General features: G+C 64.2%; 24 protein-coding genes. 14 read left to right on the top strand and 10 right to left on the bottom strand.

What is annotated here, in order from left to right; translation table 11 throughout:
• Positions 1-154 precede the first annotated feature (154 nt).
• The 4 genes from QCE62_RS27885 (at position 155) to QCE62_RS27870 (ending at position 3,130) form a co-directional block, all read left to right on the top strand.
• Positions 155-1,723 carry a hypothetical protein gene (locus QCE62_RS27885; RefSeq protein WP_309925545.1) on the top strand — a complete coding sequence of 523 codons (1,569 nt, stop codon included), beginning with the start codon at positions 155-157 and terminating at the stop codon, positions 1,721-1,723.
• Positions 1,724-1,810: 87 nt separating this feature from the next.
• Positions 1,811-2,134: a hypothetical protein gene (locus tag QCE62_RS27880; protein ID WP_309925543.1), complete on the top strand. Its 324-nt coding sequence runs from the start codon at positions 1,811-1,813 to the stop codon at positions 2,132-2,134.
• A gap of 10 nt (positions 2,135-2,144) precedes the next feature.
• Positions 2,145-2,540 (top strand): VOC family protein, encoded by a 396-nt coding sequence (locus QCE62_RS27875; RefSeq protein ID WP_309925542.1) that lies wholly within the window; start codon positions 2,145-2,147, stop codon positions 2,538-2,540.
• Positions 2,541-2,881: 341 nt separating this feature from the next.
• The gene (locus QCE62_RS27870) at positions 2,882-3,130 is read left to right on the top strand and encodes a hypothetical protein (RefSeq protein ID WP_309925540.1); all 249 of its coding nucleotides are present in this window, start codon (positions 2,882-2,884) and stop codon (positions 3,128-3,130) included.
• 10 nt (positions 3,131-3,140) lie between these two features.
• On the opposite strand, the gene QCE62_RS27865 is transcribed toward QCE62_RS27870, so the two are convergent.
• On the bottom strand, positions 3,141-3,722 hold the full coding sequence (locus QCE62_RS27865) for a DnaJ domain-containing protein (protein WP_309925539.1): 582 nt from the start codon (positions 3,720-3,722) through the stop codon (positions 3,141-3,143).
• Positions 3,723-3,798: 76 nt separating this feature from the next.
• On the bottom strand, positions 3,799-4,107 hold the full coding sequence (locus QCE62_RS27860; RefSeq protein WP_309925537.1) for a hypothetical protein: 309 nt from the start codon (positions 4,105-4,107) through the stop codon (positions 3,799-3,801).
• 96 nt (positions 4,108-4,203) lie between these two features.
• Here QCE62_RS27860 and QCE62_RS27855 point away from each other — a divergent pair, with 96 nt between their 5' ends.
• From QCE62_RS27855 to QCE62_RS27845, 3 genes are all read left to right on the top strand, one after another.
• Entirely contained in the window at positions 4,204-4,758 is a 555-nt protein-coding gene (locus QCE62_RS27855) for a phosphonate degradation HD-domain oxygenase (RefSeq protein ID WP_309925535.1), read from the top strand.
• Positions 4,759-4,894: 136 nt separating this feature from the next.
• Positions 4,895-6,307, top strand: coding sequence for a DHA2 family efflux MFS transporter permease subunit (locus QCE62_RS27850; protein ID WP_409017955.1), 1,413 nt, complete (start codon positions 4,895-4,897; stop codon positions 6,305-6,307).
• Between the two features lie 106 nt (positions 6,308-6,413).
• Entirely contained in the window at positions 6,414-6,977 is a 564-nt protein-coding gene (locus QCE62_RS27845; protein WP_309925530.1) for a transglycosylase SLT domain-containing protein, read from the top strand.
• A gap of 132 nt (positions 6,978-7,109) precedes the next feature.
• Here QCE62_RS27845 and QCE62_RS27840 read toward each other — a convergent pair whose 3' ends face one another.
• Positions 7,110-7,523, bottom strand: a complete 414-nt coding sequence (locus QCE62_RS27840) for a hypothetical protein (protein ID WP_309925528.1) — start codon at positions 7,521-7,523, stop codon at positions 7,110-7,112.
• A 284-nt stretch (positions 7,524-7,807) separates the two neighbouring features.
• Entirely contained in the window at positions 7,808-8,134 is a 327-nt protein-coding gene (locus QCE62_RS27835) for a hypothetical protein (protein WP_309819156.1), read from the bottom strand.
• A 69-nt stretch (positions 8,135-8,203) separates the two neighbouring features.
• Here QCE62_RS27835 and QCE62_RS27830 point away from each other — a divergent pair, with 69 nt between their 5' ends.
• From QCE62_RS27830 to QCE62_RS27820, 3 genes are all read left to right on the top strand, one after another.
• Complete coding sequence (locus QCE62_RS27830; protein WP_309925526.1) at positions 8,204-8,569, top strand: hypothetical protein; 366 nt, start codon at positions 8,204-8,206, stop codon at positions 8,567-8,569.
• Positions 8,566-9,039 carry a hypothetical protein gene (locus tag QCE62_RS27825; protein ID WP_309925525.1) on the top strand — a complete coding sequence of 158 codons (474 nt, stop codon included), beginning with the start codon at positions 8,566-8,568 and terminating at the stop codon, positions 9,037-9,039. The genes QCE62_RS27830 and QCE62_RS27825 overlap by 4 nt, the downstream gene beginning before the upstream one ends.
• 178 nt (positions 9,040-9,217) lie before the next feature.
• A complete protein-coding gene (locus tag QCE62_RS27820; RefSeq protein WP_309925523.1) occupies positions 9,218-9,727 on the top strand; it encodes an Mpo1-like protein in 510 nt (169 codons plus the stop codon).
• Here the strand turns inward: QCE62_RS27820 and rarD are convergent, their stop codons facing one another.
• Positions 9,728-10,705 (bottom strand): EamA family transporter RarD, encoded by a 978-nt coding sequence (rarD, locus tag QCE62_RS27815; RefSeq protein ID WP_309925522.1) that lies wholly within the window; start codon positions 10,703-10,705, stop codon positions 9,728-9,730.
• A 405-nt stretch (positions 10,706-11,110) separates the two neighbouring features.
• On the opposite strand from rarD, the gene egtD reads away from it, so the two are divergent.
• Positions 11,111-12,079 carry an L-histidine N(alpha)-methyltransferase gene (gene egtD / locus QCE62_RS27810; protein WP_309925519.1) on the top strand — a complete coding sequence of 323 codons (969 nt, stop codon included), beginning with the start codon at positions 11,111-11,113 and terminating at the stop codon, positions 12,077-12,079.
• A gap of 34 nt (positions 12,080-12,113) precedes the next feature.
• Here the strand turns inward: egtD and QCE62_RS27805 are convergent, their stop codons facing one another.
• From QCE62_RS27805 to QCE62_RS27785, 5 genes are all read right to left on the bottom strand, one after another.
• The gene (locus QCE62_RS27805; protein WP_309819147.1) at positions 12,114-12,410 is read right to left on the bottom strand and encodes an acylphosphatase; all 297 of its coding nucleotides are present in this window, start codon (positions 12,408-12,410) and stop codon (positions 12,114-12,116) included.
• An 83-nt stretch (positions 12,411-12,493) separates the two neighbouring features.
• The gene (locus QCE62_RS27800) at positions 12,494-13,633 is read right to left on the bottom strand and encodes a hybrid sensor histidine kinase/response regulator (protein ID WP_309925518.1); all 1,140 of its coding nucleotides are present in this window, start codon (positions 13,631-13,633) and stop codon (positions 12,494-12,496) included.
• A 62-nt stretch (positions 13,634-13,695) separates the two neighbouring features.
• A complete protein-coding gene (locus QCE62_RS27795) occupies positions 13,696-14,304 on the bottom strand; it encodes a chemotaxis protein CheB (RefSeq protein WP_309925517.1) in 609 nt (202 codons plus the stop codon).
• Positions 14,305-14,306: 2 nt separating this feature from the next.
• The gene (locus tag QCE62_RS27790) at positions 14,307-15,143 is read right to left on the bottom strand and encodes a CheR family methyltransferase (protein WP_309925516.1); all 837 of its coding nucleotides are present in this window, start codon (positions 15,141-15,143) and stop codon (positions 14,307-14,309) included.
• Between the two features lie 17 nt (positions 15,144-15,160).
• On the bottom strand, positions 15,161-18,310 hold the full coding sequence (locus QCE62_RS27785) for a response regulator (protein WP_309925514.1): 3,150 nt from the start codon (positions 18,308-18,310) through the stop codon (positions 15,161-15,163).
• A gap of 172 nt (positions 18,311-18,482) precedes the next feature.
• Here QCE62_RS27785 and hpnA point away from each other — a divergent pair, with 172 nt between their 5' ends.
• The 3 genes from hpnA (at position 18,483) to QCE62_RS27770 (ending at position 22,734) form a co-directional block, all read left to right on the top strand.
• Positions 18,483-19,493 (top strand): hopanoid-associated sugar epimerase, encoded by a 1,011-nt coding sequence (gene hpnA / locus QCE62_RS27780; protein ID WP_309925513.1) that lies wholly within the window; start codon positions 18,483-18,485, stop codon positions 19,491-19,493.
• 245 nt (positions 19,494-19,738) lie between these two features.
• The gene (locus QCE62_RS27775; RefSeq protein ID WP_309925511.1) at positions 19,739-21,988 is read left to right on the top strand and encodes an NADP-dependent isocitrate dehydrogenase; all 2,250 of its coding nucleotides are present in this window, start codon (positions 19,739-19,741) and stop codon (positions 21,986-21,988) included.
• Positions 21,989-22,209: 221 nt separating this feature from the next.
• The gene (locus tag QCE62_RS27770; protein ID WP_309925508.1) at positions 22,210-22,734 is read left to right on the top strand and encodes a hypothetical protein; all 525 of its coding nucleotides are present in this window, start codon (positions 22,210-22,212) and stop codon (positions 22,732-22,734) included.
• Positions 22,735-22,741 lie beyond the last annotated feature (7 nt).

Here is a 22,741-nt window from a genome sequence, read left to right as displayed (position 1 = left end):
ACGGCGATCGCAACTGCTTCAGCTTTTTTAACGGAAACACCTGCTTTATAGGAACCGGCCGATTGTTTTCCGCCACCGGCCAGCGGACAGTCACGCAGGTCTCACGCCGCACCACCTTCAGTCACGGCCCCCCGCGCCGCCTCACTCTTCAACGATGAAGTCAATCCTGTTCAGCAAGTCCAGCCGCGCGCTGGCGGCGTCGCTGCTGTGCGTCGCCGGGTTCGCCGCCGCTCAGTCCGCGGGGCAGCCGCCCGTCAATCCGTATCTCGCGGCGCCCCGCCTCGCCATCACGCATTTCGATTCCGCCCAGAGCGACGCGTTTCCCTGGCCGGTCAGGCGCGGCTTGTTCAGCGTCGATCCGCGCAAGTTCCCGCGCGTCGTGGCGGGTCCGGTGAACGTGATGACGCTCGCCTCGACATCGCCGGGATATATGTGGGGCGTATCGAGCGAAGGCGTCAGTTATATCGACATCTCCGGCGGACGCCTGCGTGAAGTGGCGCGCATGCCGGCGCAGCACACCCGGCTCATCTCCGCCGCCACGCACGCCAAAGTACTCGACCAGCCGTTCACTTCGGTCGAGCAGATTCGCAAGGCGGTGTCCGAGGCCTATGGCGTCGACTGGACGCGTGCGGTGAACGGCGCGTACTCGCTCGTCGATCGCGATAACCACGTCTACTTCAACAGCACGAACGGCAAGATCAGCAAGTTCGGGCTGCTCGACGACAAGCATCCTGAAGCAGGCATCAGGCTGCTCAAGACCATCGACATGACGCCGATGATCGGCCGGTCGTTTCTCGTCGGCATGGGCATGACGTACGACGGCAAGTTCGTCGTGGCGTCGGCCAACACGCTCAGCGTGCTGGACCGTTCGCTCGAAGGCCAGGCGTACACCGTGCGCTTCGCACCGGACGAGGTCGTGAGCAACTCGTTCTGCATCGACGCGCACGGCGGCATCTATGTTGCCTCCAGCCGCATGCTGCACAAGCTCGTGTGGACAGGCTCGAAGCTGTCCGAAGACGAAGCCGACGGCGCCTGGAAGGCGCCCTACGAAAACAGCCAGGGAACCGGATCGACGCCCACCCTGATGGGCAACGGTCAGGATGCGGACCGGCTGGTCGTCATCACCGACGGCGCCGCCCGCATGAACCTCGTCGCCTTCTGGCGCGACGCGATTCCCACCGGATTGAAGCAGATTCCCGGCACGCCCTCCGCGCGCATTGCCGGTCAGATTCCGGTCACGGCGGGACTCGCGAAGCTTCCCGATGTCATCCAGTCGAGACGCTCGGTGGCGGTGAGCGGCTACGGCGCGTTCGTCGCAAACAATGCCGCACGGAAGCGCGACAAGGACAGGCTCGTCGACGTGCTCGCGCTCGGTCCGGTCCTGCCGCCGGCGTCAGGCGTCGAACGCTTCGAGTGGGATCCGCGGGCGCATCGCTGGCGCAGCGTCTGGGCGCGTGGCGATGTCGTCTCCGTCAGCATGGTGCCGAGCATCAGCACGGGATCCGGCATGGTCTTCGTGAACGGCTATTACCCGCAGAGCGGCTGGGAGATCACCGGCATGGACTGGAAAACGGGTGAGACGGTGCATCGCGTCTCGCTCGGGCAAGGCAACCTCGGCAACGGCGCGTATGGCGTGGTCGAATATCTTCCCGATGGCGACCTGCTGTTCAACAGCATCGGCGGGCCGATCCGCATCCCGCTGAAAAACGCGCGAGGCGGATGACGCCTTCGCGATGGCAATGCCCGATGGATTCGCCGCAACAACAGGAGTAACGTGGATCGACGAGCGAACCACACCAAGGAGGCGATCATGCCTGACGATCCCGCTCAATGGCAGATGTTCCAGTACGAGGGTTTCGAGATCCACGTGCTGGCTCAACTGAAGCCGACGCCCGAACATGCGCCGCCTCTTGCAGCGGACCGCTTCGTTTATATTGGCCATGTGTGCCGGCCCGGCGCGCATGCCGAGGTGCCTGGAGAAGCGGTCCATTTTCATGCCGACGGCGACGATGCCTACCGCAGCGCGCCCGATGCCGTCGATGAAGCGCGGCACATCGGCAAGAGCATCATCGACGGCACGCATCCGGATCTTTCGGTGCTGCCGCTCGTCTCGCACCATCCACACTCGGGATGAACCATCACGCATGACTGACTCGCACTCGCCGACACCCCGGCATCAAGACGACGATGCATGCGTCGAAAGCCTGAGCGCGATCACGCTCGCCACCGGCGACATGGCGCGCGCCGTGCGCTTCTATGAAGCGCTCGGCCTGCGCCTGCTGTACGGCGGTGGCGACGCGACGTTCAGCTCGTTCGCGCTCGGCAACTCGTACCTCAATCTCACCAGCGAAACCCACGCGCCCATCCGCTTCTGGGGCCGCGTCATCATCCATGTGTCCGACGTGGACGCGTTCTATCGGCGGGCCAAGGCAAACGGCATCGAACCGCAGTTCGAACCGCGCGATGCGCCCTGGCACGAACGCTACTTCCATCTCACCGATCCCGACGGTCACGAACTGAGCTTCGCGCGTCCGCTCTGATTGCGGATGGCCCCTGGCTCGGGCATGCGGCTCGCTTCATCTCCTATGACGGCTAGCGTACGCATCGGCCATTTCATATGACCGTTCGCGTACATATCCGGGCATCGCGTGCATGAGCATAGGTCCATCGGCGGTAAGGATGCTTGTGCTCGAACGGGGGCGAGGCGCTTGAAGCTGTCTGTTGCTATTTCGCAAAAACGGCTCCGCTCAAGGGCGAGGGGCGTAGAGTTAAAGCGCTTTGTGAGGAACGTGATGCGTTGCGGCAAGGGTTTCCGAGTGGTTCAGACCGGCGTACGTCACGCCGTAATCCGGATCATGAAGGCCGCGTGCTGGAGACTGAAATGAAATGCGCGAACGAGCAGTCCCTTCGTTACCAGGTGGACAAGTGGCTGGCGCCCGGAAGCATGCCGGTGCGAGTCAGGCAGTTCAGCCGCACCCGTTCCGACGGCCGGCGTTATGTGTGTGTGGAAGCGTTGAACGGAAAGGCGTCGAGAGCGTTGTTCTTCTTCCGTCATGACGACGGACACTGGTGCGTGTATCCCGCCGCACCCCGGCAACGCAACATGCGCGGCGAAATGCTGGCGGCATAAGCGATGACTTTCAAAGGCGCATGTTGTTCAGGAACTGGAACCACATTGCGCCGAGCGGGTTCATCGGGCCAGCGGCACTCGCCTCTTTCTCTTCGTTCTTCCCGGCTTCTTCTTTTTCAACTATTTCTGCGTTGCTCTGCAGACGTGACTCATGCAGGGCGATCACACTGTCCGCGATCTGCCGCGCCGCCGGTTCATCGCATTGCGCGCCGAGCAGGACACCGAATACGACATCGCGATTATGTCCAAGCGATGCAAAGCGCATCGCCAGCGACACGCGTTCCGCATACAGCGCTTCCCGCGCCTCGCGTTCCTTGGCTTCGCGTGCCGCGCGTTCCGCTTCTCCCTGGCGCACACGCTCTTCCCAGCGACGCATCTCTTCCGCGAACGTACGGTCGTACACCTCGCGCTGGGCGCGATCGGACAGGATTGCGTAGGCTTCCTTGATCTCGTGAAACTGCGCGTGGGCTTCGGCTTCGTTGCCCACGTTGCGATCCGGATGGCAGCGCATGGCGGCCTTGCGATACGCGCGTTTGATCTCTTCGTCGGTGGCATGCTCGTTCACGCCGAGCGTTTCGTATAGCGTGGCCATAGTGCGTTCGGTGGGTACGGGTCGCCGAGCATCCTAACACGGGCCCGCCGTTGATGCGGCAGCGCAGCACGCCGCTTCACTTCACAGGAAAAGCGCTGCCGATGCGGTCGAAAACCGCACGCGCAGCCTTCAGGTAATGCGCGATGTGCAGGCGGATGTTCACCACTGCCACGACGAAGAGCACGAGCGTGATCGCAAGATACTCGCGGCGCTCCGGCACGAGGTGATAGCGCACGTGCATCAGCACGAAAAGGATCCACACGAAGGCCGGCGCATGCAGCGTCCAGTGCCGTTGTGCGAAGTGCCACGCGATGCGCCGCACTTCGCGCCGCGAACGCAAGTTGAGGCCGGCGAGTTCGGGACGGCGGCGAAACGAGAGCGGCATCGGACGGGCTCCTTGTCGCATTGCAGCACGCGCCATCGTCGTGTCATGAAGCAACGCGATGATGTCGGGTTTGATCCGGCAACGCTCAGCTCAACCATGGCACTTACGCTTGACGACATCCAGCATCTCTTCGACACACACGGTTCCATGGCCTATAGCGGCGAACCGGTCACGCAACTACAGCACGCCCTGCAAAGCGCGACGCTCGCTGAACAGGCCGGCGCGAGCCGCGAACTGATCGTGGCCGCCTTGCTGCATGACCTCGGCCATCTGCTGAATCAGCAGGGCGAGACGCCGACGGAACGCGGCATCGACGATCTGCATCAGTATTACGCGCTGCCCTTCCTGCGGCCGCTGTTTCCGGATGCCGTGCTCGAACCGATCCGGCTGCACGTCGATGCGAAGCGCTGCCTGTGCGCCATCGATGCGTCCTATCATGCGCGGCTCTCCGCCGATTCGGTACGCAGCCTGCAATTGCAGGGCGGCGTTTTCGACGATGAAGCCGCGCACGCCTTCCTCGCCCGACCCTATGCGCAGGATGCGCTCGCGCTGCGTCGCTGGGACGACGAAGCGAAGGACGCCTCCCGCGTCACGCCCGGCTTGCCGCATTTCATGGAGATGGTGGCCGGCGTGGCGCGTATCGCGGATTAAGGACGCCCGGCGGCCGGAAACGGCCGTGCGCTGATCGCGCTAGACTGTGCGGCATGCGACCCTTTTCCTTATCGAATCGAACGGACGTCAGTCAGCAAAGCTTGCAACACGCCTTCGGCGCTCTTCCGGATGCGGCATCGTGAACGAACGCAACTTCCGTTTGACCGCCGCCGTGGTCGCGAGCGCGCTGTTCATGCAGAACATGGACGGCACCATCGTCGCGACGGCGCTGCCGACCATGGCCCGCGACCTTCATGTCGATCCCGTTCATCTCAGCAGCGCCATCACCGCCTATCTCGTCGCGCTGACGGTGTTCATTCCCGCCAGCGGCTGGGTCGCCGACCGCTTCGGCGCGCGGCGCGTGTTCATGTGGGCCATCGCGACGTTCACGCTGGCATCGATAGCCTGCGCGGCCGCGATGAACCTGCCGCAATTGCTGGCCGCCCGCGTCGTGCAGGGGCTCGGCGGCGCGATGATGGTGCCGGTCGGGCGGCTGATCCTGTTTCGCGGCGTCAAGCGCGAAGAACTGCTCCAGGCCACCACCTGGCTCACGATGCCCGCGCTCGTCGGCCCGTTGCTCGGCCCGCCGCTCGGCGGCTTTCTCACCGATGCCCTCAGCTGGCGCAGCATCTTCTGGGTGAACGTGCCGGTGGGCATCGCGGGCATGTTGCTGACGTGGAAGCTGCTGCCGCCTTCGCCGCCCGAAAGCCGCACGCCGCCCGACCTGCGCGGCATGCTGCTGTCGGGCGCATCGCTGAGTCTGTTCATGATCGGGATCGAAAGCGCTGGGCGCGGCGTCCTGCCGGACGGCGTGCCCTGGATCTGCATGGCAGCGGGCCTGCTGCTGTTTCGCGTGACGGTGCTGCATTGCCGCCGGACGGCGAATCCGGCCATCGACTTCTCGCTGCTGTCCATTCCCACCTTCCATGCCGCGACGGTCGCCGGCAGCCTGTTCCGCGCGGGCGCCGGCGCGCTGCCGTTTCTCGTCCCGCTGACCTTGCAGACCGGCTTCGGCTACAGCGCGACGGCCAGCGGCCTCGTGACCTTCGCGAGCGCCCTTGGCTCGTTCTGCATGCGCCCAATGACCGCGCTCGCGCTGCGGCATTTCTCGGTGCGCACGGTGCTGTGCGCGGGCAGCGTCTGTTTCGCGGCCGTGCTGCTCGCCTGTTCGACGATGTCGCAGGCCTGGCCCGCCGCTGCGATCTTCCTGCTCCTGCTGCTCGGCGGCCTCGGCCGCTCGCTCAGTTTTGCGACGATGGGCGCGCTCGCCTTCGCCGACGTGCCAAAACCGCGCCTGGCCGCCGCCACGTCGTTCCAGGGAACCGCACAGCAGTTGATGAAGGCGCTCGGCGTCACGGTGGCGTCCGGCACGATCCAGGCGACCATGCTGGCTTCGGGCAGCGTCCAGACCGAACGCTGGCAACTGGCGTGCGGTTTTGTCGTGATCGCGCTGGTGGTGCTCGCGTCCCTGCCGATGTTCCTGCGGCTCTCCACCGACGCCGGCGAGGGCATCTCGGCCCCGGCCGCCAAGCGAGCCGGGCCGACGTAATTCGTTCCGATTCCCGCAACGAAACTTCAGATTAAAGACAAGTCCATGATCCACAAGGAATTTTTATGTGGCTATAATGCGGCTCCGTCATGACTTCCCCGATCCGATGCGTCGAAACCTTGTCCTCTCTGCGGCCTTCGCCATCGCGCTGAGTTGCGCGTCCGCTGCCTTCGCGCAGCAGACTGTCCCGGCAGCCGGCGATTCCGCCGTTCAGCAGGACCCGAAGGCAGAGCAGGCAAGTCACAAGATTTCGGAATATCTGACACAGAAGTTCGGCGTGGCGCGTGAGAAGGCGCAGACCATCGCCTCGGCGGTGATGACATCGGCATCGAAGTATTCGCTTCCGCCCGCCTTGTTGCTCGCGATCATCTCCATCGAATCGCGTTTCAAGGAAACCGCCCGCGGACCGAACCACGCAACCGGGCTCATGCAAGTGGTGCCCTCGGCCCACAAGTCGCTGGTGCGCAACATTGACCTGACCGATCCGGAAGACAACATTGAGGCAGGTTCGGCGATCCTGCACGGCTACATGACTTCCGCACAGGGCGATGTCGATGCGGCGCTGAAGAGCTACGGCGGATCGCGCGCCTATGCCGAAAAGGTCAGCCTGCGCGCCAGGACGTTCGAGCCGGCCGCAGCGGCCGAACCGGCATCCGCGGCCGGAAAATAAAAAAGCGCCGCATAGGCGCTTCACGCTTTCTTCAATCTTCCTGCTTCAAGCAACGCCGCCAAGGCGGATGCCGCAAGTACGTCCTGTCGACGTCGCGGCGATCGCACCCATCGGGGCGTGTTCATCGGTCCATCAATAGGCCTTCTGCGTGCCGCTGCCGTTCGACTTCATGCCGCCCGAATTCATGTTGCCGTTGTTCGGGGCGCTGCGCTGCACGGTTCCCTGATCCTGGCCCATGCCATTGGTCGCGTCATTGCCCATGCCGCTCTTGGCGCCCGTGCCCGTGCCGGTCGTGCCGTCGGACGAACCGCCCATGCCGGTGCCGCCCATGCCCACGCCGCCGCCCTTGCCCGCTGCGCCCGAGCCGGCGCCCGCCGAACCGTTGCCACCCGCGCCCGCCGAACCGCCCGCAGCAGCACCGCCACCCGCCCCTCCGCCGGCGCCGCCGCCCGCACCGCCGCCACCTCCGCCTCCCTGAGCATAGGCACCGCCCGACAGGCCCAGCACCAACGCCGATATCACCAGCTTCTTCGTAGTCGCATTCATTTCGGATCTCCAGAGTTTGCGTGTCGGCTGCGACGATGTTCTTGCCTCTGCAGCCGTATTCGCATTAGCGCAAGCGACGTGCCGCGCATCCCTGGTGATCCCTCTCGCCCACTCCGCCAACTAGCCCGATTGCCTCCACCCCCGTCAGCGCGGGCGCCGTCACAAGTGAAGTTCAATTTGCCGGGCGGATAGCTGTCCTCCATCGTTCGGAAAAAGAAGACGCGAATGTCCCCTCAAGCGAATCGTGCTTCCCGACTACCGCGAGCGGCGCACCGACGCTGGCCTCAATAACCGCACGGCACATAGCCGCCGCGATAGTTGTCATAGCAGTAGCCAGCGGGCTGCGCCGGTTGCGCATATACGGGTTGCGCATAGGCCGGTTGTGCGTACGCGGGCTGTTGATAGACCGGTTGTGCATAGGCCGGTTGCGCGTTCGCCACTGACGACACCAGCGCGCCCAGCACCGCGCCGCCAATCAATGCACCGACGATCGCCCCGCCATTTCCGCCGCCGCCGTGATGACCGCCATAGCCGCCGCGTCCATGTGCCGAGGCCTGGCCCGCCATCGTCAGACTGCCGATCATCAGGAACACAAGTGCTGCGCGTTTCATGAGCTTCTCCATTTCCCGTTTAGCCGGGTTGATGGGAGTCATCTTAAGCAGTCAACTAAGAAATAACTGATGCAGTTGGTAACCGCGCATTTCAAAAATTACAAGCTGGGCGGCAAGCATTTCTCCAGCAAATTTGCTTGGAAAATTGCTTGTCGCATTCAACTTCTTATGGATCACCAACCTGCATCGGAAGTTACAAATGGAATTGAATTTGCCGCCTGGATAACAGTTTCTGCCATGGGTCCGGTAAAGCGAAGCCGCAATGGCCGACCACGCGAATCGCGCTTACCGGCGCCGTTTCACTTGCTATCCACTGGTTACCGTTTGTCACGAGAAACGAGTCAACTCCATCGATCAACACGGCGTTATGTCCGTCAGCGCGGCGTACTACGCCACGCGCTCACCATAAAAGAATCAGGGAGTGTCAAACCATGAAGAAACTCGTCGCTGCTCTCGCATCCGCCATGCTCGTGACCACCGTTTTCGCTCAGACGGCCACCACCGACGCAGGCAAGGCACAACTCAAGGCAAACCAACAAAAAGCCGAAGCTCAGGCAACGGCCAACCAGAAGAAGGCGGACGCACAGCACGATGCCGCGAAGGCTCAGGCATCGGCGAATGAAGACAACGCATCGGCACAAGCCGATGCCAACAAGGAAGCCGCGAAGGTAGCGCAGGCGACCACGCCGGAGCAGGCATCCGGTGCGCGCGGCGACGCCGCCAAGGCGCAAGCCAAGGCGAACAAGAAGAAGCATTCCGCACAGTCCAAGGCAGACAAGAAGAAACAGGACGCCGCCAAGGATGCCGATGTAGCTCAGGCAAAGGCCGACAAGCAAAAAGTCGAGGCACAAAGCGACGCAAACAAGGCGGCCGCCGATGCAAAGATCGACGCGGCAAAGAAGTAAGGGAGGTCCGCGTCATTAGCGCATCGCGCACCGGATAACTGCTTGAGCATGCATCCGGTGCGTTCGATTCAAGCGAGCCTGCGGGCTCGCTTTTTTGCGTGAGGCAAGCGCAGGTTCAAAAATTTGCTCCATAGCGGCCTATCATGATGGCAACTCACCGCATCGGGAGACGACCGTCATGCGCACACTGACCGAGCATCTGTCGCAGTACGCGGCTTATCATCGCGACACGCGCAATGTCGCGACGCATGTCATCGGCATTCCGCTCATCGTTCTGGCTATCGCCGCATTGCTGAGCCGGCCCGCATGGCCTGTCTTCTCCGGCGCCTTTCCCTTGACGCCCGCCGTCATCCTTTTCGCGCTTGCCACACTCTTTTATCTCAGGCTCGATCTGCCGCTCGGCTTCGGCATGGGCATGGTGTCGGCGGCGAGCGCGTGGTTCGGACACTGGGTCGCGATGCAGAGCACGACGCTCTGGCTGGTGATCGGCGTCGGCATGTTCGTGACGGGCTGGGCCTTGCAGTTCGTCGGGCATCTGCGCTTCGAACATCGCAAGCCCGCTTTTGTCGATGACGTCGTCGGCCTCCTGATCGGACCGCTCTTCGTTCTGGTCGAGTTGCTGTCGGCACTGGGACTGCGACGCGATCTGTACGTCGCCATCCATACGCCAGACACCGTTACGCGCTGATCAATCCGTGCGCTCGATCTCCTCCGCCACCGTCTCGTGTTCGACGCCCGCATGGTGTTCGCTCACCGGCAGCATCCGCCGCATCGTGCGTTCGCGCATCAGCAGCCGCGCGCTGTGGATGCCCGTCAGCACGACCGCGAGCCAGATCGGGATATAAGTGCCGAGTTGCGCCGCCGAGAACGGCTCGCCCAGCAACAGCACCGCGACGCCCACCAGCAGCACGGGCTCCACGTAACCAAGAATGCCGAACAGCGCCAGCGGCAAATGCCGGCTCGCGCGCAGATACGAAGCCAGCGCCAGCGTGCTCAGCGCGCCGAGTCCGGGAAGCAGCAGCAGCCACAGGTGCGGCGCGCCCGCAACCACGCCGAACGAACCACGCACGCACAGCATGACGACCGCGACGGGGGCGATGAACAGAATCTCCATCGCGAACGAGACGAGCGGGTCGACATCGAGCCGGCGCCGGATCATGAAGTAAGGCGGATAGCCCAACATGACGACGAGCGTCGGCCAGGCGAACGCATGCGTCATGGCAAGCTCGTGCGCCACGCCAACCGCTGCCGCCGCCACGCCCGCCCACTGGAACGCGTCGAGCCGCTCGCCGTAATGGAAGCGGCCGAGCAGCACCATCGCGAGGGGAAGCAGGAAGTAGCCAAGCGACACCTCGAGCGCGCGCCCGTGCAGTGGCGCCCAAAGAAAGATCCACAGTTGCACGCCGAGCAGGGCGGCCGCTACCACGAAGGCGGCCAGTAATCGCGGCATGCGCACGAGCTTCGCGGCAAGCGCGCGAAATTGCGGCCAGCGCCGGCGCAGGACAACGAGCGCCAACGCACCCGGCAGCGTCCAGACGATGCGCCAGGCGAAGATATCGAGTCCGTCGAGCGGCGTGAGCCACTTCGTATAACCGGACATGAGCGCGAACAGCGCCGACGCGCTCACGGAGAGCGCGATGCCGCGCCCCAGGTCATGCTGATTCATCGAGAGAAGCGCCGTGCGCCGAAGGGGGTAAGCCCGCCATTGCTGCGGGAATGACGAGAAAGGCGCATTCTAAACGGGCCGGAACCTGCTACCCGCCCAACGCTTCTCCGGAAATGCGCGGCAGCGTGCCCGCTTCTTGCTTCGCGTGTTGCTCGTCCCGCACGCTCAAGGTGTCTCGAATTGGCTTGAACCTCGCTGCGCGAGCCGTGTCTCTGACGGTTCACACACGGTCCGATGTGTCTTCGGCCGGTCACGACGACCGGTCATCCTTGGCGAACCGGCAGCCTGCCGGCTCGTTCCCGTTCACGTCACAGCATCCGCGGCATCGTCCGCACTCCCACGCCGCGCCACCGTCGCCGATGCCCGCGACGGCGCTCACAAAAACGCCGCATGAATGGAGACGTCATGACTCAACCCGCCCTGTCGCCCCGTTTTCCCAATGCCTTCGCCGAGGCGGTCCACACCGGTCTCAGCAAGCAGCCGCAGAAAGAACTGCCGTCGATGTATCTGTATGACGAAGTGGGCTCGGCGCTCTTCGAAGTCATCACCGCCTTGCCCGAATACGGCGTGACGCGCGCCGAGGAACGCGTACTGAAAGACCACGCCACCGACATCGTCGCGGCCATGCCGGGCGACATCCAGGTCGCGGAACTGGGCAGCGGCAGCGGCCGCAAGACGCGCCGCATCCTCGAAGCGCTGTGTAAGAAACAGCCCACCGCTTACCATCCGATTGAAATTTCGCGCACCGCCTTGCAGTTGTGCCGGCGCGAACTGGGCGACATCGAACGGGTGTCGATCGTCGGACACGAGCGCGATTACCTCGCCGGCCTTTCCGAAGTCAGCGCGAAACGCAAGGACGGCGAGCGCCTGCTCGTGCTGTTCCTCGGCAGCACGATCGGCAATTTCGCGCGGCTCGCGGCGACGCGCTTCCTGTGCTCGATCCGCGGCATGCTCCAGCCCGGCGACGCGCTCCTGCTCGGCACCGATCTCATCAAACCGCTGCCGGTCCTGATCTCCGCCTATGACGATCCCATCGGTGTCACCGCCGCGTTCAACCTGAACATGCTGGCGCGCATCAATCGCGAATTGGGCGGCGATTTCCCGATCGATGCCTTCGAGCACGTCGCGCGCTTCAATCCCGACGCACGCAGCATCGAAATGCATCTGCGTGCCAAGCGCGCGCTCACGGTGCAGGTGCGCGGCGCGGATCTGCGCGTCGGGTTCCGCGAGGGCGAGACGATCTGGACGGAAAGCAGCCACAAGTACGCGGCCGACGAAGTCGCGCCGATCGCCGCCGACGCGGGCTTCGAATGCACGCATCAGTGGCTCGACGAGGAATGGCAGTTCGCGGAAAGTTTGCTGGTGGCGCGTTAAGAGACGTCAGTCGGGAGGCGTGAAAGCGCGGCGTTCAGTGCTGTTCGAAGCGCTCGTAACGCTTCTCGACGTGACGCTCTTCGCTGTGGAATTCGGTGACGCGGGCATGCGGCGGTCCGCGCCGCAGCCACTCGAGCATCAGGTCGACCTGATTTGCCGCGCCCTGCACCACTGCCTCCACCGAGCCGTCCTCCAGATTGGCAACCCAGCCGCGCACGCCGAGCGCATGCGCGCGGCGCACTGTGTGATGACGAAAGCCGACACCCTGCACGACGCCTCGCACATGCACGTAATAGGTTTCGATTCTCGTATCCAGGTCTGGAACGGTCATCGCGCTCTCCCTTGTTTGCTGGTCATAGGCCGCATTGTAGACACGCGCGGCGGCGCGCGTCGCGGCCGGCCGACCAGCGGCGCTCAGCTCAGGCGGAACGGCTGCGCGACATCAGGGCTCTCGCCCGTGCGCGGACGCGGCACGCGCGGCAAGGTCACTTCGAACACGGTGCCGGTGTCATTGGTCGAACGCACGCGCACCTCGCCGCCGTGCATCTCCGCAATTTCTCGCGTGATGTAGAGCCCGAGTCCCAGCCCGCTCGATTCACTCTGCCGCCGGCCCGAACGGTACGGCGCGAAGATGGTCGGCAGGACGTCGGCGGGGATCGCACCGGCGTTCTGTACGGTGATGCTCACGCTGTCGGCGGAACCGTCCAGGCGCACCTGGATGGCCGAGCCTTCGAGACCGTGCTGGAGCGCATTGCCGATCAGGTTCGAGAACACTTGCGAGAGGAGATCGCCGTCGCCCTGCAGCAGCGTGTCGCCCTGGCGCAGCACGAAGATGCGCCCCTTGCCCACGCGCGCCTCGTATTCATCGACGATGTTCTTCGCCAGCGTGTTGAGTTCGACCGCGCGCGGCTGCAAGGTCACGCGCCCGCCGCGCAGGCGCGCGAGGTTCAGCAGCTGATCGACCATGCGCACCATGCGCATGCCGCTCGACTTGATGCGCGTGCCGATGTTGGCGACATTCTCGTCCTGCACGAAACGCGCGAGATATTCCGCCGAGGCAATCACCGCCGACAGCGGCGTGCGCAAGTCATGACCGAGCACGGCCATCAGCATCTCGTTGGCGTCGAGCAGTTGCTGCACGGTGGCAAGCTGCGTCGCCAGCTGCTGCTTCTGCCGTTCCATCTGGATGAACACATCCACCTTCGAGTTCAGGATGCGCGAGTCGAACGGCTTGTAGAGGAAGTCCACCGCGCCCGCTTCGTAGCCGCGGAACGTGCGGTTCGCTTCCTGCGCCGTGGCCGTGAGGAAGATGATCGGCACGTGCGCGGTGCGCGGGCTGCCGCGCATCAGTTCGGCAAGCTCGAAGCCATCCATGCCGGGCATATTGACGTCGAGGATCGCGAGCGCGACTTCGTGCTTCAGCAACAGTTCGAGCGCCGCCGGGCCGGACTCGGCCTTCAGCACCGAAAGATCCGGCCGCGCGAGGGATGCCTCGAGCGCCGTGATGTTGTTGCGGATGTCGTCGACGATCAGCACGTGGATGGGTTGCGTCATCGGGTGACTCCTTGCCTTGCCTGTGTCGTTGGCTGCGCTCGTTGGCGCATTCATCAATGTGCTCATTGACGCGCTCCCGGCGCCTTGCCCGTGCACTGCGCGAGCCGCAGCGCCATCTGGTCCAGCGTCAGCACGTCGCTCACATCGCCCTCGGCGATCGCCGCCTGCGGCATCGCGGGCGCGGTGGCCGTCACCGGGTCCTGCGCCCAGCACACGCCGCCCGCCGCGCGGATGGCGCGCGCACCGCGTGCGCCGTCGTCGTTCGCGCCCGACAGCACGATGCCGAGCAGCCGCTCACGCCAGGCATGCGCCGCCGATTCGAACAGCACGTCCACGGACGGCCGCGAAAAGCGCACCGGCGGATCCACCGACAAGGCGATCGACGGCGCCGCGCCGCCTTCCGCCTCAACCAGCATGTGATAGCCCGGCGGCGCGAAATACACGCGGCCCGGTGCGATCTCGTCCTTGTCGAACGGCTCCGCGATCTCGAGCGCACAGCGCGACGCGAACAGTCCGGGCAACAGGCTCGGCTGTCCCTGACGCACATGCACGACCACCAGCACCGGCGCCGCGAACGTCTCCGGCAAGGCGGGCAACAACTGGCTCAAGGCCTCGACGCCGCCCGCCGAGGCGCCGATCACGACCGCTTCGATACGCTGCGCGTCGAACATCGTCACACCTTCTGGTAGAGCCGTTCGCGCGGATTGAAGTCCGCGAAACGATCGGCATGGGTCGAAAAGCGCAGGCTCTCCTTGCTGCCGAGACCGAGAAACCCGCGCCGCACGAGCGAGTCGCTGAACAGGCCGAGCGCGCGGTCCTGCAGCGCGCGATCGAAGTAGATCAGCACGTTGCGGCACGACACCAGATGCGCTTCGAGGAACACGCTGTCGGTGGCGAGACTGTGATCCGCGAACACCACGCGCGACTTGAGCGCCTGCGAGAACTTCGCCGCGCCGTAAGCCGCGTGATAGTAGTCGGAGAGCGACCGCTTGCCGCCCGCCGCCAGATAGTTCTGGCTGAAGCCCGCCATGCGCTCCAGCGGATAGATGCCGCTTTCCGCCTGGCGCAGCGCCTCGGCGTTGATGTCGGTGGCGTAGAACACGGTGCGCTCGGCGATCTTCTCTTCCGCGAACAGCACCGCGAGCGACCACAGTTCCTCGCCGCTGCTGCACCCCGCCACCCAGACCTTGATGGACGGATACGTCTGCAAAATTGGCACGACCTGCTCGCGGATCGCGCGGAAGTATTGCGGGTCGCGGAACATCTCGCTCACCTGCACCGTCAGGTACTGGAACAGCCGCGCGAACAGCGCCGGGTCGCGCAGGATGCGCTCCTGCAGATGCGACAGCGTCGGCACGTTGAAATCATGCACGGCCTGCGCGAGCCGGCGCCTCAGCGAACTCACCGAGTAATGCCGGAAGTCGTGCTGATAGCGCAAGTAGATCGCTTCCAGAATCAGCTTCAGTTCGATGTCGAACGTCGCTTCTTCCTCGTTCCTGGCGTCGTTCATTGCAGAGGTTGGTCCGGTCATCGCTGGCGCAACCACACGCGGCACAACGACACGAGCTTATCCACGTCGATGGGCTTCGATATGTAATCGTCCGCACCCGCCTCGAGACATTTCTGGCGATCGCTCTGCATGGCCTTCGCGGTCAGCGCGATGATCGGCAGGCGTGCGTGCTCCGAGCGCTTGCGGATTTCGGTCATCGCGGTGAGGCCGTCCATCTCCGGCATCATGATGTCCATCAGCACGAGGTCGATGTCATTGCGGCGCGCCAGCGCCTCGAGCGCCTCGCGGCCGTTGCGGGCGATTTCGAGCGTCGCGCCCAGCGGCTCGATCACACGCGACAGCGCGAAGATGTTGCGCACGTCGTCTTCGGCCAGCAGGATGGTACGGCCTTCGAACACGTCGTCGCGCTGGCGCGCCGCGCGCAGCATGCGTTGCTGCTCGGGCGGCAGCGCGCTCTCGACACTGTGCAGGAACAGCGTGACTTCGTCGAGCAGACGCTCCGGCGACTTTGCGCCCTTGATGATGATCGATTTCGAATAGCGGCGCAGGCGCTGTTCTTCTTCCTGCGACAGCAGCCGCCCGGTGTAGACGATGACCGGCGGCGCCGCGACCCCGCCTGTCGTGGACACGCGTTCCAGCAGTTCATAGCCGGAGCCGTCGGGCAGCGCGAGATCCATGACGATGCAGTCGAACACGCCGCGCTGCATTTCATCGAGCGCCTCGGCAATCGAGCCTGCTTCGACGATCGCCACCGTTTCGCTCGCAAGCAGCGCGTGGATGCTCTGGCGCAGCGCCGGATCGTCCTCGATCACGAGCACGCGACGCACGCCCTGCGACGAACGCGCCTCCAGCTTGCGGATGGCGTTGGCGAGATCGTCGCGCGCACTCGGCTTGAGCGTGTAGCCGATGGCGCCGAGATGCAGCGCGACATCGGCGTGATCCGTCGCGGACACGATGTGAATCGGGATATGGCGCGTGAGCGGATCGTGCTTGAGCCATTCGAGCACCGTCAGGCCGGACTGGTCCGGCAAGCCGATGTCGAGCAGGATGCCGTTCGGCTGCAGCGAGCGCGCGAGTTCCACGCCTTGCGTCGCGGTGGCGGCGTGCACGCAGTCGAATTCGAGTTCGTGCGCCAGATCGTAGAGGATGTGCGCGAACGGCTGATCGTCTTCGATGACCAGGATCACGCGGTCGGGATGGCGCCGCTGCGCGCGGTCGTCGGCGATGCCCACGGCTTCCGGGAACGTGGCGACGGGTTGCACCGGAATGGGCGCCGGAATGGACACCGGCATGGGCGCGGGGACAACCGGCGCATTCAGCGCCGCTTCCGGCTCGCCCAGCGGACCTGCCGTTTCCAGCTTCGCCGTGACGGTGCCCTCGCGCGCGGTCATCGGCAGGGTGACGGAGAACACGCTGCCGCGGCCCAGTTCGCTCGATACCGCTACGGAGCCGCCCAGCAGACGCGAGAACTCCCGCGAGATCGACAACCCCAGGCCGCTGCCGCCATATCTGCGGCTCGTGGTGCCGTCGGCCTGCTGGAACGCCTGGAAGATCAGGTCCTGCTTGTCGCGCGCAATGCCGATGCCGGTGTCGCGCACCTCGAAGCGCAGCGCGTTGTCGCCCGAACGCTGCACCGCGACCGTGACGCTGCCGCGCTCGGTGAACTTGAACGCGTTCGACAGCAGATTGCGCAAGACCTGCAACAGCCGCTGGCTGTCGGTGACGAAGTAATCCGGCACGCCCGCGCCACGCTCGGTGAGAAACTCCAGTCCCTTGCTGCCGGCCACCGGCATGAAGGATTGCTTGAGCGCATCCAGGATGGAATCGACGGCGGCGGGCGCGAACTGCACGTCCATCTGCCCGGCTTCGACCTTCGACAAATCCAGAATGTCGTTGATCAATGCGAGCAGGTCGCTGTTCGACGAGTGGATGGTCGCCGCGTAGCGCACCTGTTCGTCCGACAGATTGCCCTGCTTGTTGTCCTGCAGGAGCTTGGCGAGGATCAGCGAGCTGTTGAGCGGCGTGCGCAATTCGTGCGACATGTTGGCGAGGAATTCCGACTTGTACTGGCTCGCGCGCTCCATTTCCAGTGCGCTGGCCGTCAGTTCCTGCTGGGCCTGCAACAGTTCCGCCTTCTGCCGCTCCAGATGTTGCGTATGTTCTTCGAGCTGCACGTTGGTCTGTTCGAGCTCGGCCTGCTGCTGTTCGAGCCGCGCCTGCGAATCCTGCAACGCACGGCCGCGTTCTTCCAGTTCCTCGTTCGACACGCGCAGTTCTTCCTGCTGCACCTGCAATTCCTCGCTCTGGCGCTGCGTTTCCTCCAGCAGTTCGACCAGGCGCGCACGATAGCGCGATGAGCGCAGCGCCATGCCGATCGGCTCCGACGCCATATCGAGGAGCGCGCGGGCATCGTCAAAACGGCCCTCATTGCCGACGAAACCGAGTTCCAGCGCGCCCGCCGCCTCGCCGTCGGCGAACAGCGGCGCGATCACGACGCGCGTCGCCGCCGCCGAGCCCAGCGCCGAGCCGGCTTTCAGATAGTGAGACGACGCGTCGCGCAATTCGAGCGGACGCCCTTCGATGATCGCCTGGCCGACCAGCCCCTCGCCGCGCGCAATGCGGCGCGGCGCGCTATCGTCTTCCGGCAGCGCCCAGCCTGCGACCCGCACCAGCGCGTCGCCGTCGAGCGCATAGACCACGCCGACCTTCGCATCCACGTACGGGACAATCGAACGCAGGATGCTCACGCCGATCGAAGCGGGAGACTGCTCGCCGCGCAATTGCAGGCCGAGCTGCACGATGCCCTGTTGCAGCCAGGCGGTGCGTTGTACCGCGAGCCGCGATTTGATATACAGGTGCGCCACCGCCGCAAGCACGAGCAGCACGAGAATGCCCATCGCGCGGTTGAGTTGCAGCACGTCGTGGCTGGCGCTCGGATCGGCGACGGAGAATACGTATCCCGCGATCATCAGCGCCGAGGAAGCCACCGCGGTGACGATCGGCACCGACGGCCGGTCCACCCAGACGCACATCACGACCGGCAGCATGTAGAACACCCAGATTGCGACGCGCATCGGCGTCAGCACGTCGATGGCGAACACCACGGCGAGCGTGATCCCGATCGCGAAATAGATCCAGGAAGAGAGGTTCCGAGTGGCTTGAGGCATCGTTCACCGGTTATGTTCGAGTTTTGCGCGACGCTCGCGCCGGTAGCAGGCACGGACCATAGCATGCCGCGCAAGGCCTTGTCACATCGGGCTCCGCGGCTCGAAAGGCCTGCTTTCCGGCGCGGCAGATGTTACAAAACACCGCCGCAGGCGCATTTTCAACGAGGTAAGAATGACTGATTTTTCCGGCTCCCGCGTGCTTGTCACCGGCGCTTCGGGGTTCGTCGGGTCCGCGGTTGCGCGGCTCGCCATCGAACGCGGCTTCGACGTGCGCGTGCTCGTGCGCAAGACCAGCCCGCGCAAGAACGTCGAGTCGCTGAACGCGGAAATCGTGGTCGGCGACATGCGCGACGAGGCCTCGATGCGCGCCGCGCTCAAGGACGTGCGCTTCCTGTTCCACGTCGCGGCCGATTACCGCATCTGGGCGCCGGACCCAAGCGAGATCGAACGCGCCAATCTCGAAGGCACCGAGGCCACAATGCGCGCCGCACTGGCGGAAGGCGTGGAGCGCATCGTCTATACGAGCAGCGTCGCGACGCTCAAGGTGACGAGTTCGGGCGCCATCGCCGACGAAACCATGCCTTCGAACCCGCAGAGCACCATCGGCGCCTACAAGCGCAGCAAGGTGCTGGCGGAACGCGCGGTCGAACGCATGGTCGCGCAGCACGCATTGCCGGCCGTGATCGTCAATCCGTCCACGCCGATCGGACCGCGCGACGTGCGTCCCACGCCGACCGGGCGCATCATCGTGGAAGCGGCGACGGGCAAGATTCCGGCTTTCGTCGACACGGGCCTCAATCTCGTCCACGTCGATGACGTCGCCAACGGCCATTTCCTGGCGCTGGAACGCGGGCGGATCGGCGAGCGCTACATATTGGGCGGCGAGAACCTGCCGCTGCAGCAGATGCTCACGGATATCGCGGGTTTCGTCGGCCGCAAGCCGCCAACCATCAAACTGCCGCGCGGGCCGCTGTATCCCGTCGCGATCGGCGCGGAACTGTTCGCCAAGTTCAGCGGCAAGGAACCGATGGTGACCGTCGACGCACTACGTATGTCGAAGAACAAGATGTACTTCACCTCGGCGCGCGCCGAAAGCGAACTCGGCTATCGCGCGCGGCCGTACCGCGAGGGACTGAAGGACGCGCTCGACTGGTTTCGCACGAACGGATATCTCACGGTGTGAAGCATCGAATCATTTCGTGAAACGGCCCGGCACGCGGCGCTGGCGGCAAACATTGCAGGTCTTCTATAAGACTTGAAAAATGTTAAGTTGTTGATAAAGCAAGAAAAACGCCTGTTTTTGCGGTTTTCACGGGGCTGCTTTCACACGCGAGCCACGCAATTTCAGGCAGAATAGCGGTTTGTTGCCGGAGGGGTCATTCAGGCCGGCGGTTTTTTCCAACCCGTTTTCGGATGTCGAGACAAGCGATGAGCAATCAGCAACCCACCATCATCTACACCCTGACCGACGAAGCTCCGCTGCTCGCAACCAGCGCCTTTCTGCCGATCATCCGTACTTTCGTGGCGCCGGCCGGCGTCAATGTCGAGACCAGCGACATTTCGGTCGCGGCCCGCATTCTCGGCGAATTCCCCGAATTCCTGACCGATGAGCAGAAAGTCCCCGACAACCTCGCCGAGCTCGGCCGCCTGACCCAACTCGACGACACCAACATCATCAAGCTGCCGAACATCAGCGCCTCGCAGCATCAGCTGACGAGCGCGATCAAGGAACTCCAGTCGAAGGGCTACAAGCTGCCCAACTTCCCGGAAGAGCCGAAAAACGACGAGGAAAAGGCCATTCGCCAGCGCTATTCCAAGTGTCTCGGCTCGGCGGTGAACCCGGTGCTGCGCGAAGGCAATTCGGACCGCCGCGCGCCGCTCGCCGTCAAGAACTATGCGAAAAAGCACCCGCACAGCATGGGCGAGTGGAGCATGGCTTCGCGCACGCACGTCGCGCACATGAAGCATGGCGACTTCTATCACGGCGAAAAGTCGATCACGAACGACAAGGCCCGCGAAGTCCGCATGGAACTCGTCACGAAGGGCGGCGAGACCATCGTCCTCAAGCCGAAGGTCAAGCTGCAGGATGGCGAGATCGTCGACAGCATGTTCATGAGCAAGAAGGCGCTGGTCGAGTTCTATGAAGACCAGATGGAAGACGCGCGCAAGACCGGCGTGATGCTGTCGCTGCACGTAAAGGCGACCATGATGAAGGTGTCGCACCCGATCGTCTTCGGTCACGCCGTGAAGGTGTTCTACAAGGACGCGTTCGCCAAGCACGCCAAGCTGTTCGAGGAACTCGGCATCAACGTCAACAACGGTCTCGTGGATCTGTATTCGAAGATCGAGACGCTGCCGGAATCGCAGCGCGACGAAGTCATCCGCGACATGCACGCGTGCCACGAGCATCGTCCGGCGCTGGCCATGGTGGATTCGGCCAAGGGCATCTCGAACCTGCACGCGCCGAACGACGTGATCGTCGACGCATCGATGCCCGCGATGATCCGCGCCGGCGGCAAGATGTGGGGCGCCGATGGCCGTCCGCAAGACACGAAGTGCCTGATTCCGGAAAGCACCTTCGCCCGCATCTATCAGGAAATCATCAACTTCTGCAAGACCAACGGCGCGTTCGACCCGAAGACCATGGGCACGGTGCCGAACGTCGGCCTGATGGCGCAGAAGGCCGAAGAGTACGGCTCGCACGACAAGACCTTCGAGATTCCGCAGGACGGCACCGCGCGCATCGTCGACAACGCGACGAACGAAGTCATCGAAGCGCTCACGCAGCAAGTGGAACAGGGCGACATCTGGCGCATGTGCCTCGTGAAGGACGCGCCGATCCGCGACTGGATCAAGCTCGCCGTCACGCGCGCGAAAAACTCGGGCATGCCGGCCGTGTTCTGGCTCGACCCGTATCGTCCGCACGAGAACGAACTCATCAAGAAGGTCGAGACCTACCTCAAGGACTATGACCTGACGGGCCTCGAGATCCACATCATGTCGCAAGTGCGTGCGATGCGTTACACGCTCGAACGCGTGATCCGCGGCATGGACACCATCTCGGTGACCGGCAACATCCTGCGCGACTACCTCACCGACCTGTTCCCGATCATGGAACTCGGCACCAGCGCGAAGATGCTGTCCATCGTCCCGCTGATGGCCGGCGGCGGCCTGTATGAAACGGGCGCGGGCGGCTCGGCGCCGAAGCACGTGCAGCAGCTCGTGCAGGAAAACCACCTGCGCTGGGACTCGCTGGGCGAATTCCTGGCGCTGGCAGTGTCGCTCGAAGAACTCGGCATCAAGAACGACAACGCGCGTGCGAAGCTCGTCGCGAAGGCGCTGGATGCCGCCACCGGCAAGCTGCTCGACAACAACAAGAGCCCGTCGCCGAAAACCGGCCAGTTGGATAACCGCGGCAGCCAGTTCTATCTCGCGATGTATTGGGCGCAGGAACTGGCATCGCAGTCGGAAGATCGCGAACTGGCTCAACGCTTCGCGCCGCTCGCGAAGACGCTTGCTGACAACGAGCAGAAGATCATCGACGAACTGAACGCGGTGCAGGGCAAGGAAGCGGATATCGGCGGCTACTACCAGCCGGACGAGCAGAAGCTCGCCGCCGTCATGCGTCCGAGCAAGACGCTCAACGCCGCGCTGGAGCAGGCGGCCAGCGCGAAGTAAGGCAGTACCAAGGCAGTACCGGCGTATCCGCGTCATGCGGATGCGCTTCCGCTGGACCGGCCTCCCGAAAGGGTTGCCGGTCCTGTTTTTTGTGGCGGCGGAAAGTGTCGCGTTATCCGCACGTTCGGAGCAATTGGTTACAACCTGCATCGGCCTCGCCAAAGACGAGCGGGTAGAATCGGTGCCTCGCCGCAAGCTCGCAAGTCAAAGACACCATTCGCATGAACCTACACGACCAGCTCGGCGCGCTGGAGTCGAGCCTCGACACGCTCCTTCAGACCGCCTCCGCTTCTGCTTCTGCTTCTGCCTCAGTTACCGCTTCTGCCGTCGAACCCCGCGAAGCCGCCGACAGCGCTCCCGCCGAACCGCCCGCGCTGAACCGCGACGCCTCCGCACCCGCCGAACCGCCCGCGCTGAACGAAGCGCCGCGGCTCGTCGTGTCGCGGCCGGATCGCGACGCCATCGAAATGACGATTGCGGGCAAAACGGTCAAGCTGGGGCCGGAAGGGGTATCGGAACTGATCGAAGAGCTCTCGAACGTGCGCGCCTCGATGACGCCTGAACAGCCCGCCGGGATTGCGCCGGGCTGGCGCTTCGCCGCGACCAAGAACCCGGTCATGGCGACGCAGAAATACGCCAACGGCGACCGCCTGCTGGTCCTGCGTCACGGCGGACACGGCTGGGTGCCGTTCACGTTTTCGCCGAACATGGTCGTCGAGCTGTACGCCATGCTGACGAAGAAGTAAGGCGGCT

The organism is Caballeronia sp. LZ033, from assembly GCF_031451265.1.
Lineage (GTDB): Bacteria > Pseudomonadota > Gammaproteobacteria > Burkholderiales > Burkholderiaceae > Caballeronia.
This window is presented reverse-complemented; position numbering and strand designations above follow the sequence as displayed.

What these genes read in the sequence shown, in the direction of transcription:
- QCE62_RS27885 (WP_309925545.1), top strand. Translation starts at nt 155, where the DNA reads ATGAAGTCAATCCTGTTCAGCAAGTCCAGCCGCGCGCTGGCGGCGTCG.
- QCE62_RS27880 (WP_309925543.1), top strand. Translation starts at nt 1,811, where the DNA reads ATGCCTGACGATCCCGCTCAATGGCAGATGTTCCAGTACGAGGGTTTC.
- QCE62_RS27875 (WP_309925542.1), top strand. Translation starts at nt 2,145, where the DNA reads ATGACTGACTCGCACTCGCCGACACCCCGGCATCAAGACGACGATGCA.
- QCE62_RS27870 (WP_309925540.1), top strand. Translation starts at nt 2,882, where the DNA reads ATGAAATGCGCGAACGAGCAGTCCCTTCGTTACCAGGTGGACAAGTGG.
- QCE62_RS27865 (WP_309925539.1), bottom strand. Translation starts at nt 3,722, where the DNA reads ATGGCCACGCTATACGAAACGCTCGGCGTGAACGAGCATGCCACCGAC.
- QCE62_RS27860 (WP_309925537.1), bottom strand. Translation starts at nt 4,107, where the DNA reads ATGCCGCTCTCGTTTCGCCGCCGTCCCGAACTCGCCGGCCTCAACTTG.
- QCE62_RS27855 (WP_309925535.1), top strand. Translation starts at nt 4,204, where the DNA reads ATGGCACTTACGCTTGACGACATCCAGCATCTCTTCGACACACACGGT.
- QCE62_RS27845 (WP_309925530.1), top strand. Translation starts at nt 6,414, where the DNA reads ATGCGTCGAAACCTTGTCCTCTCTGCGGCCTTCGCCATCGCGCTGAGT.
- QCE62_RS27840 (WP_309925528.1), bottom strand. Translation starts at nt 7,523, where the DNA reads ATGAATGCGACTACGAAGAAGCTGGTGATATCGGCGTTGGTGCTGGGC.
- QCE62_RS27835 (WP_309819156.1), bottom strand. Translation starts at nt 8,134, where the DNA reads ATGAAACGCGCAGCACTTGTGTTCCTGATGATCGGCAGTCTGACGATG.
- QCE62_RS27830 (WP_309925526.1), top strand. Translation starts at nt 8,204, where the DNA reads ATGCAGTTGGTAACCGCGCATTTCAAAAATTACAAGCTGGGCGGCAAG.
- QCE62_RS27825 (WP_309925525.1), top strand. Translation starts at nt 8,566, where the DNA reads ATGAAGAAACTCGTCGCTGCTCTCGCATCCGCCATGCTCGTGACCACC.
- QCE62_RS27820 (WP_309925523.1), top strand. Translation starts at nt 9,218, where the DNA reads ATGCGCACACTGACCGAGCATCTGTCGCAGTACGCGGCTTATCATCGC.
- rarD (WP_309925522.1), bottom strand. Translation starts at nt 10,705, where the DNA reads ATGAATCAGCATGACCTGGGGCGCGGCATCGCGCTCTCCGTGAGCGCG.
- egtD (WP_309925519.1), top strand. Translation starts at nt 11,111, where the DNA reads ATGACTCAACCCGCCCTGTCGCCCCGTTTTCCCAATGCCTTCGCCGAG.
- QCE62_RS27805 (WP_309819147.1), bottom strand. Translation starts at nt 12,410, where the DNA reads ATGACCGTTCCAGACCTGGATACGAGAATCGAAACCTATTACGTGCAT.
- QCE62_RS27800 (WP_309925518.1), bottom strand. Translation starts at nt 13,633, where the DNA reads ATGACGCAACCCATCCACGTGCTGATCGTCGACGACATCCGCAACAAC.
- QCE62_RS27795 (WP_309925517.1), bottom strand. Translation starts at nt 14,304, where the DNA reads ATGTTCGACGCGCAGCGTATCGAAGCGGTCGTGATCGGCGCCTCGGCG.
- QCE62_RS27790 (WP_309925516.1), bottom strand. Translation starts at nt 15,143, where the DNA reads ATGAACGACGCCAGGAACGAGGAAGAAGCGACGTTCGACATCGAACTG.
- QCE62_RS27785 (WP_309925514.1), bottom strand. Translation starts at nt 18,310, where the DNA reads ATGCCTCAAGCCACTCGGAACCTCTCTTCCTGGATCTATTTCGCGATC.
- hpnA (WP_309925513.1), top strand. Translation starts at nt 18,483, where the DNA reads ATGACTGATTTTTCCGGCTCCCGCGTGCTTGTCACCGGCGCTTCGGGG.
- QCE62_RS27775 (WP_309925511.1), top strand. Translation starts at nt 19,739, where the DNA reads ATGAGCAATCAGCAACCCACCATCATCTACACCCTGACCGACGAAGCT.
- QCE62_RS27770 (WP_309925508.1), top strand. Translation starts at nt 22,210, where the DNA reads ATGAACCTACACGACCAGCTCGGCGCGCTGGAGTCGAGCCTCGACACG.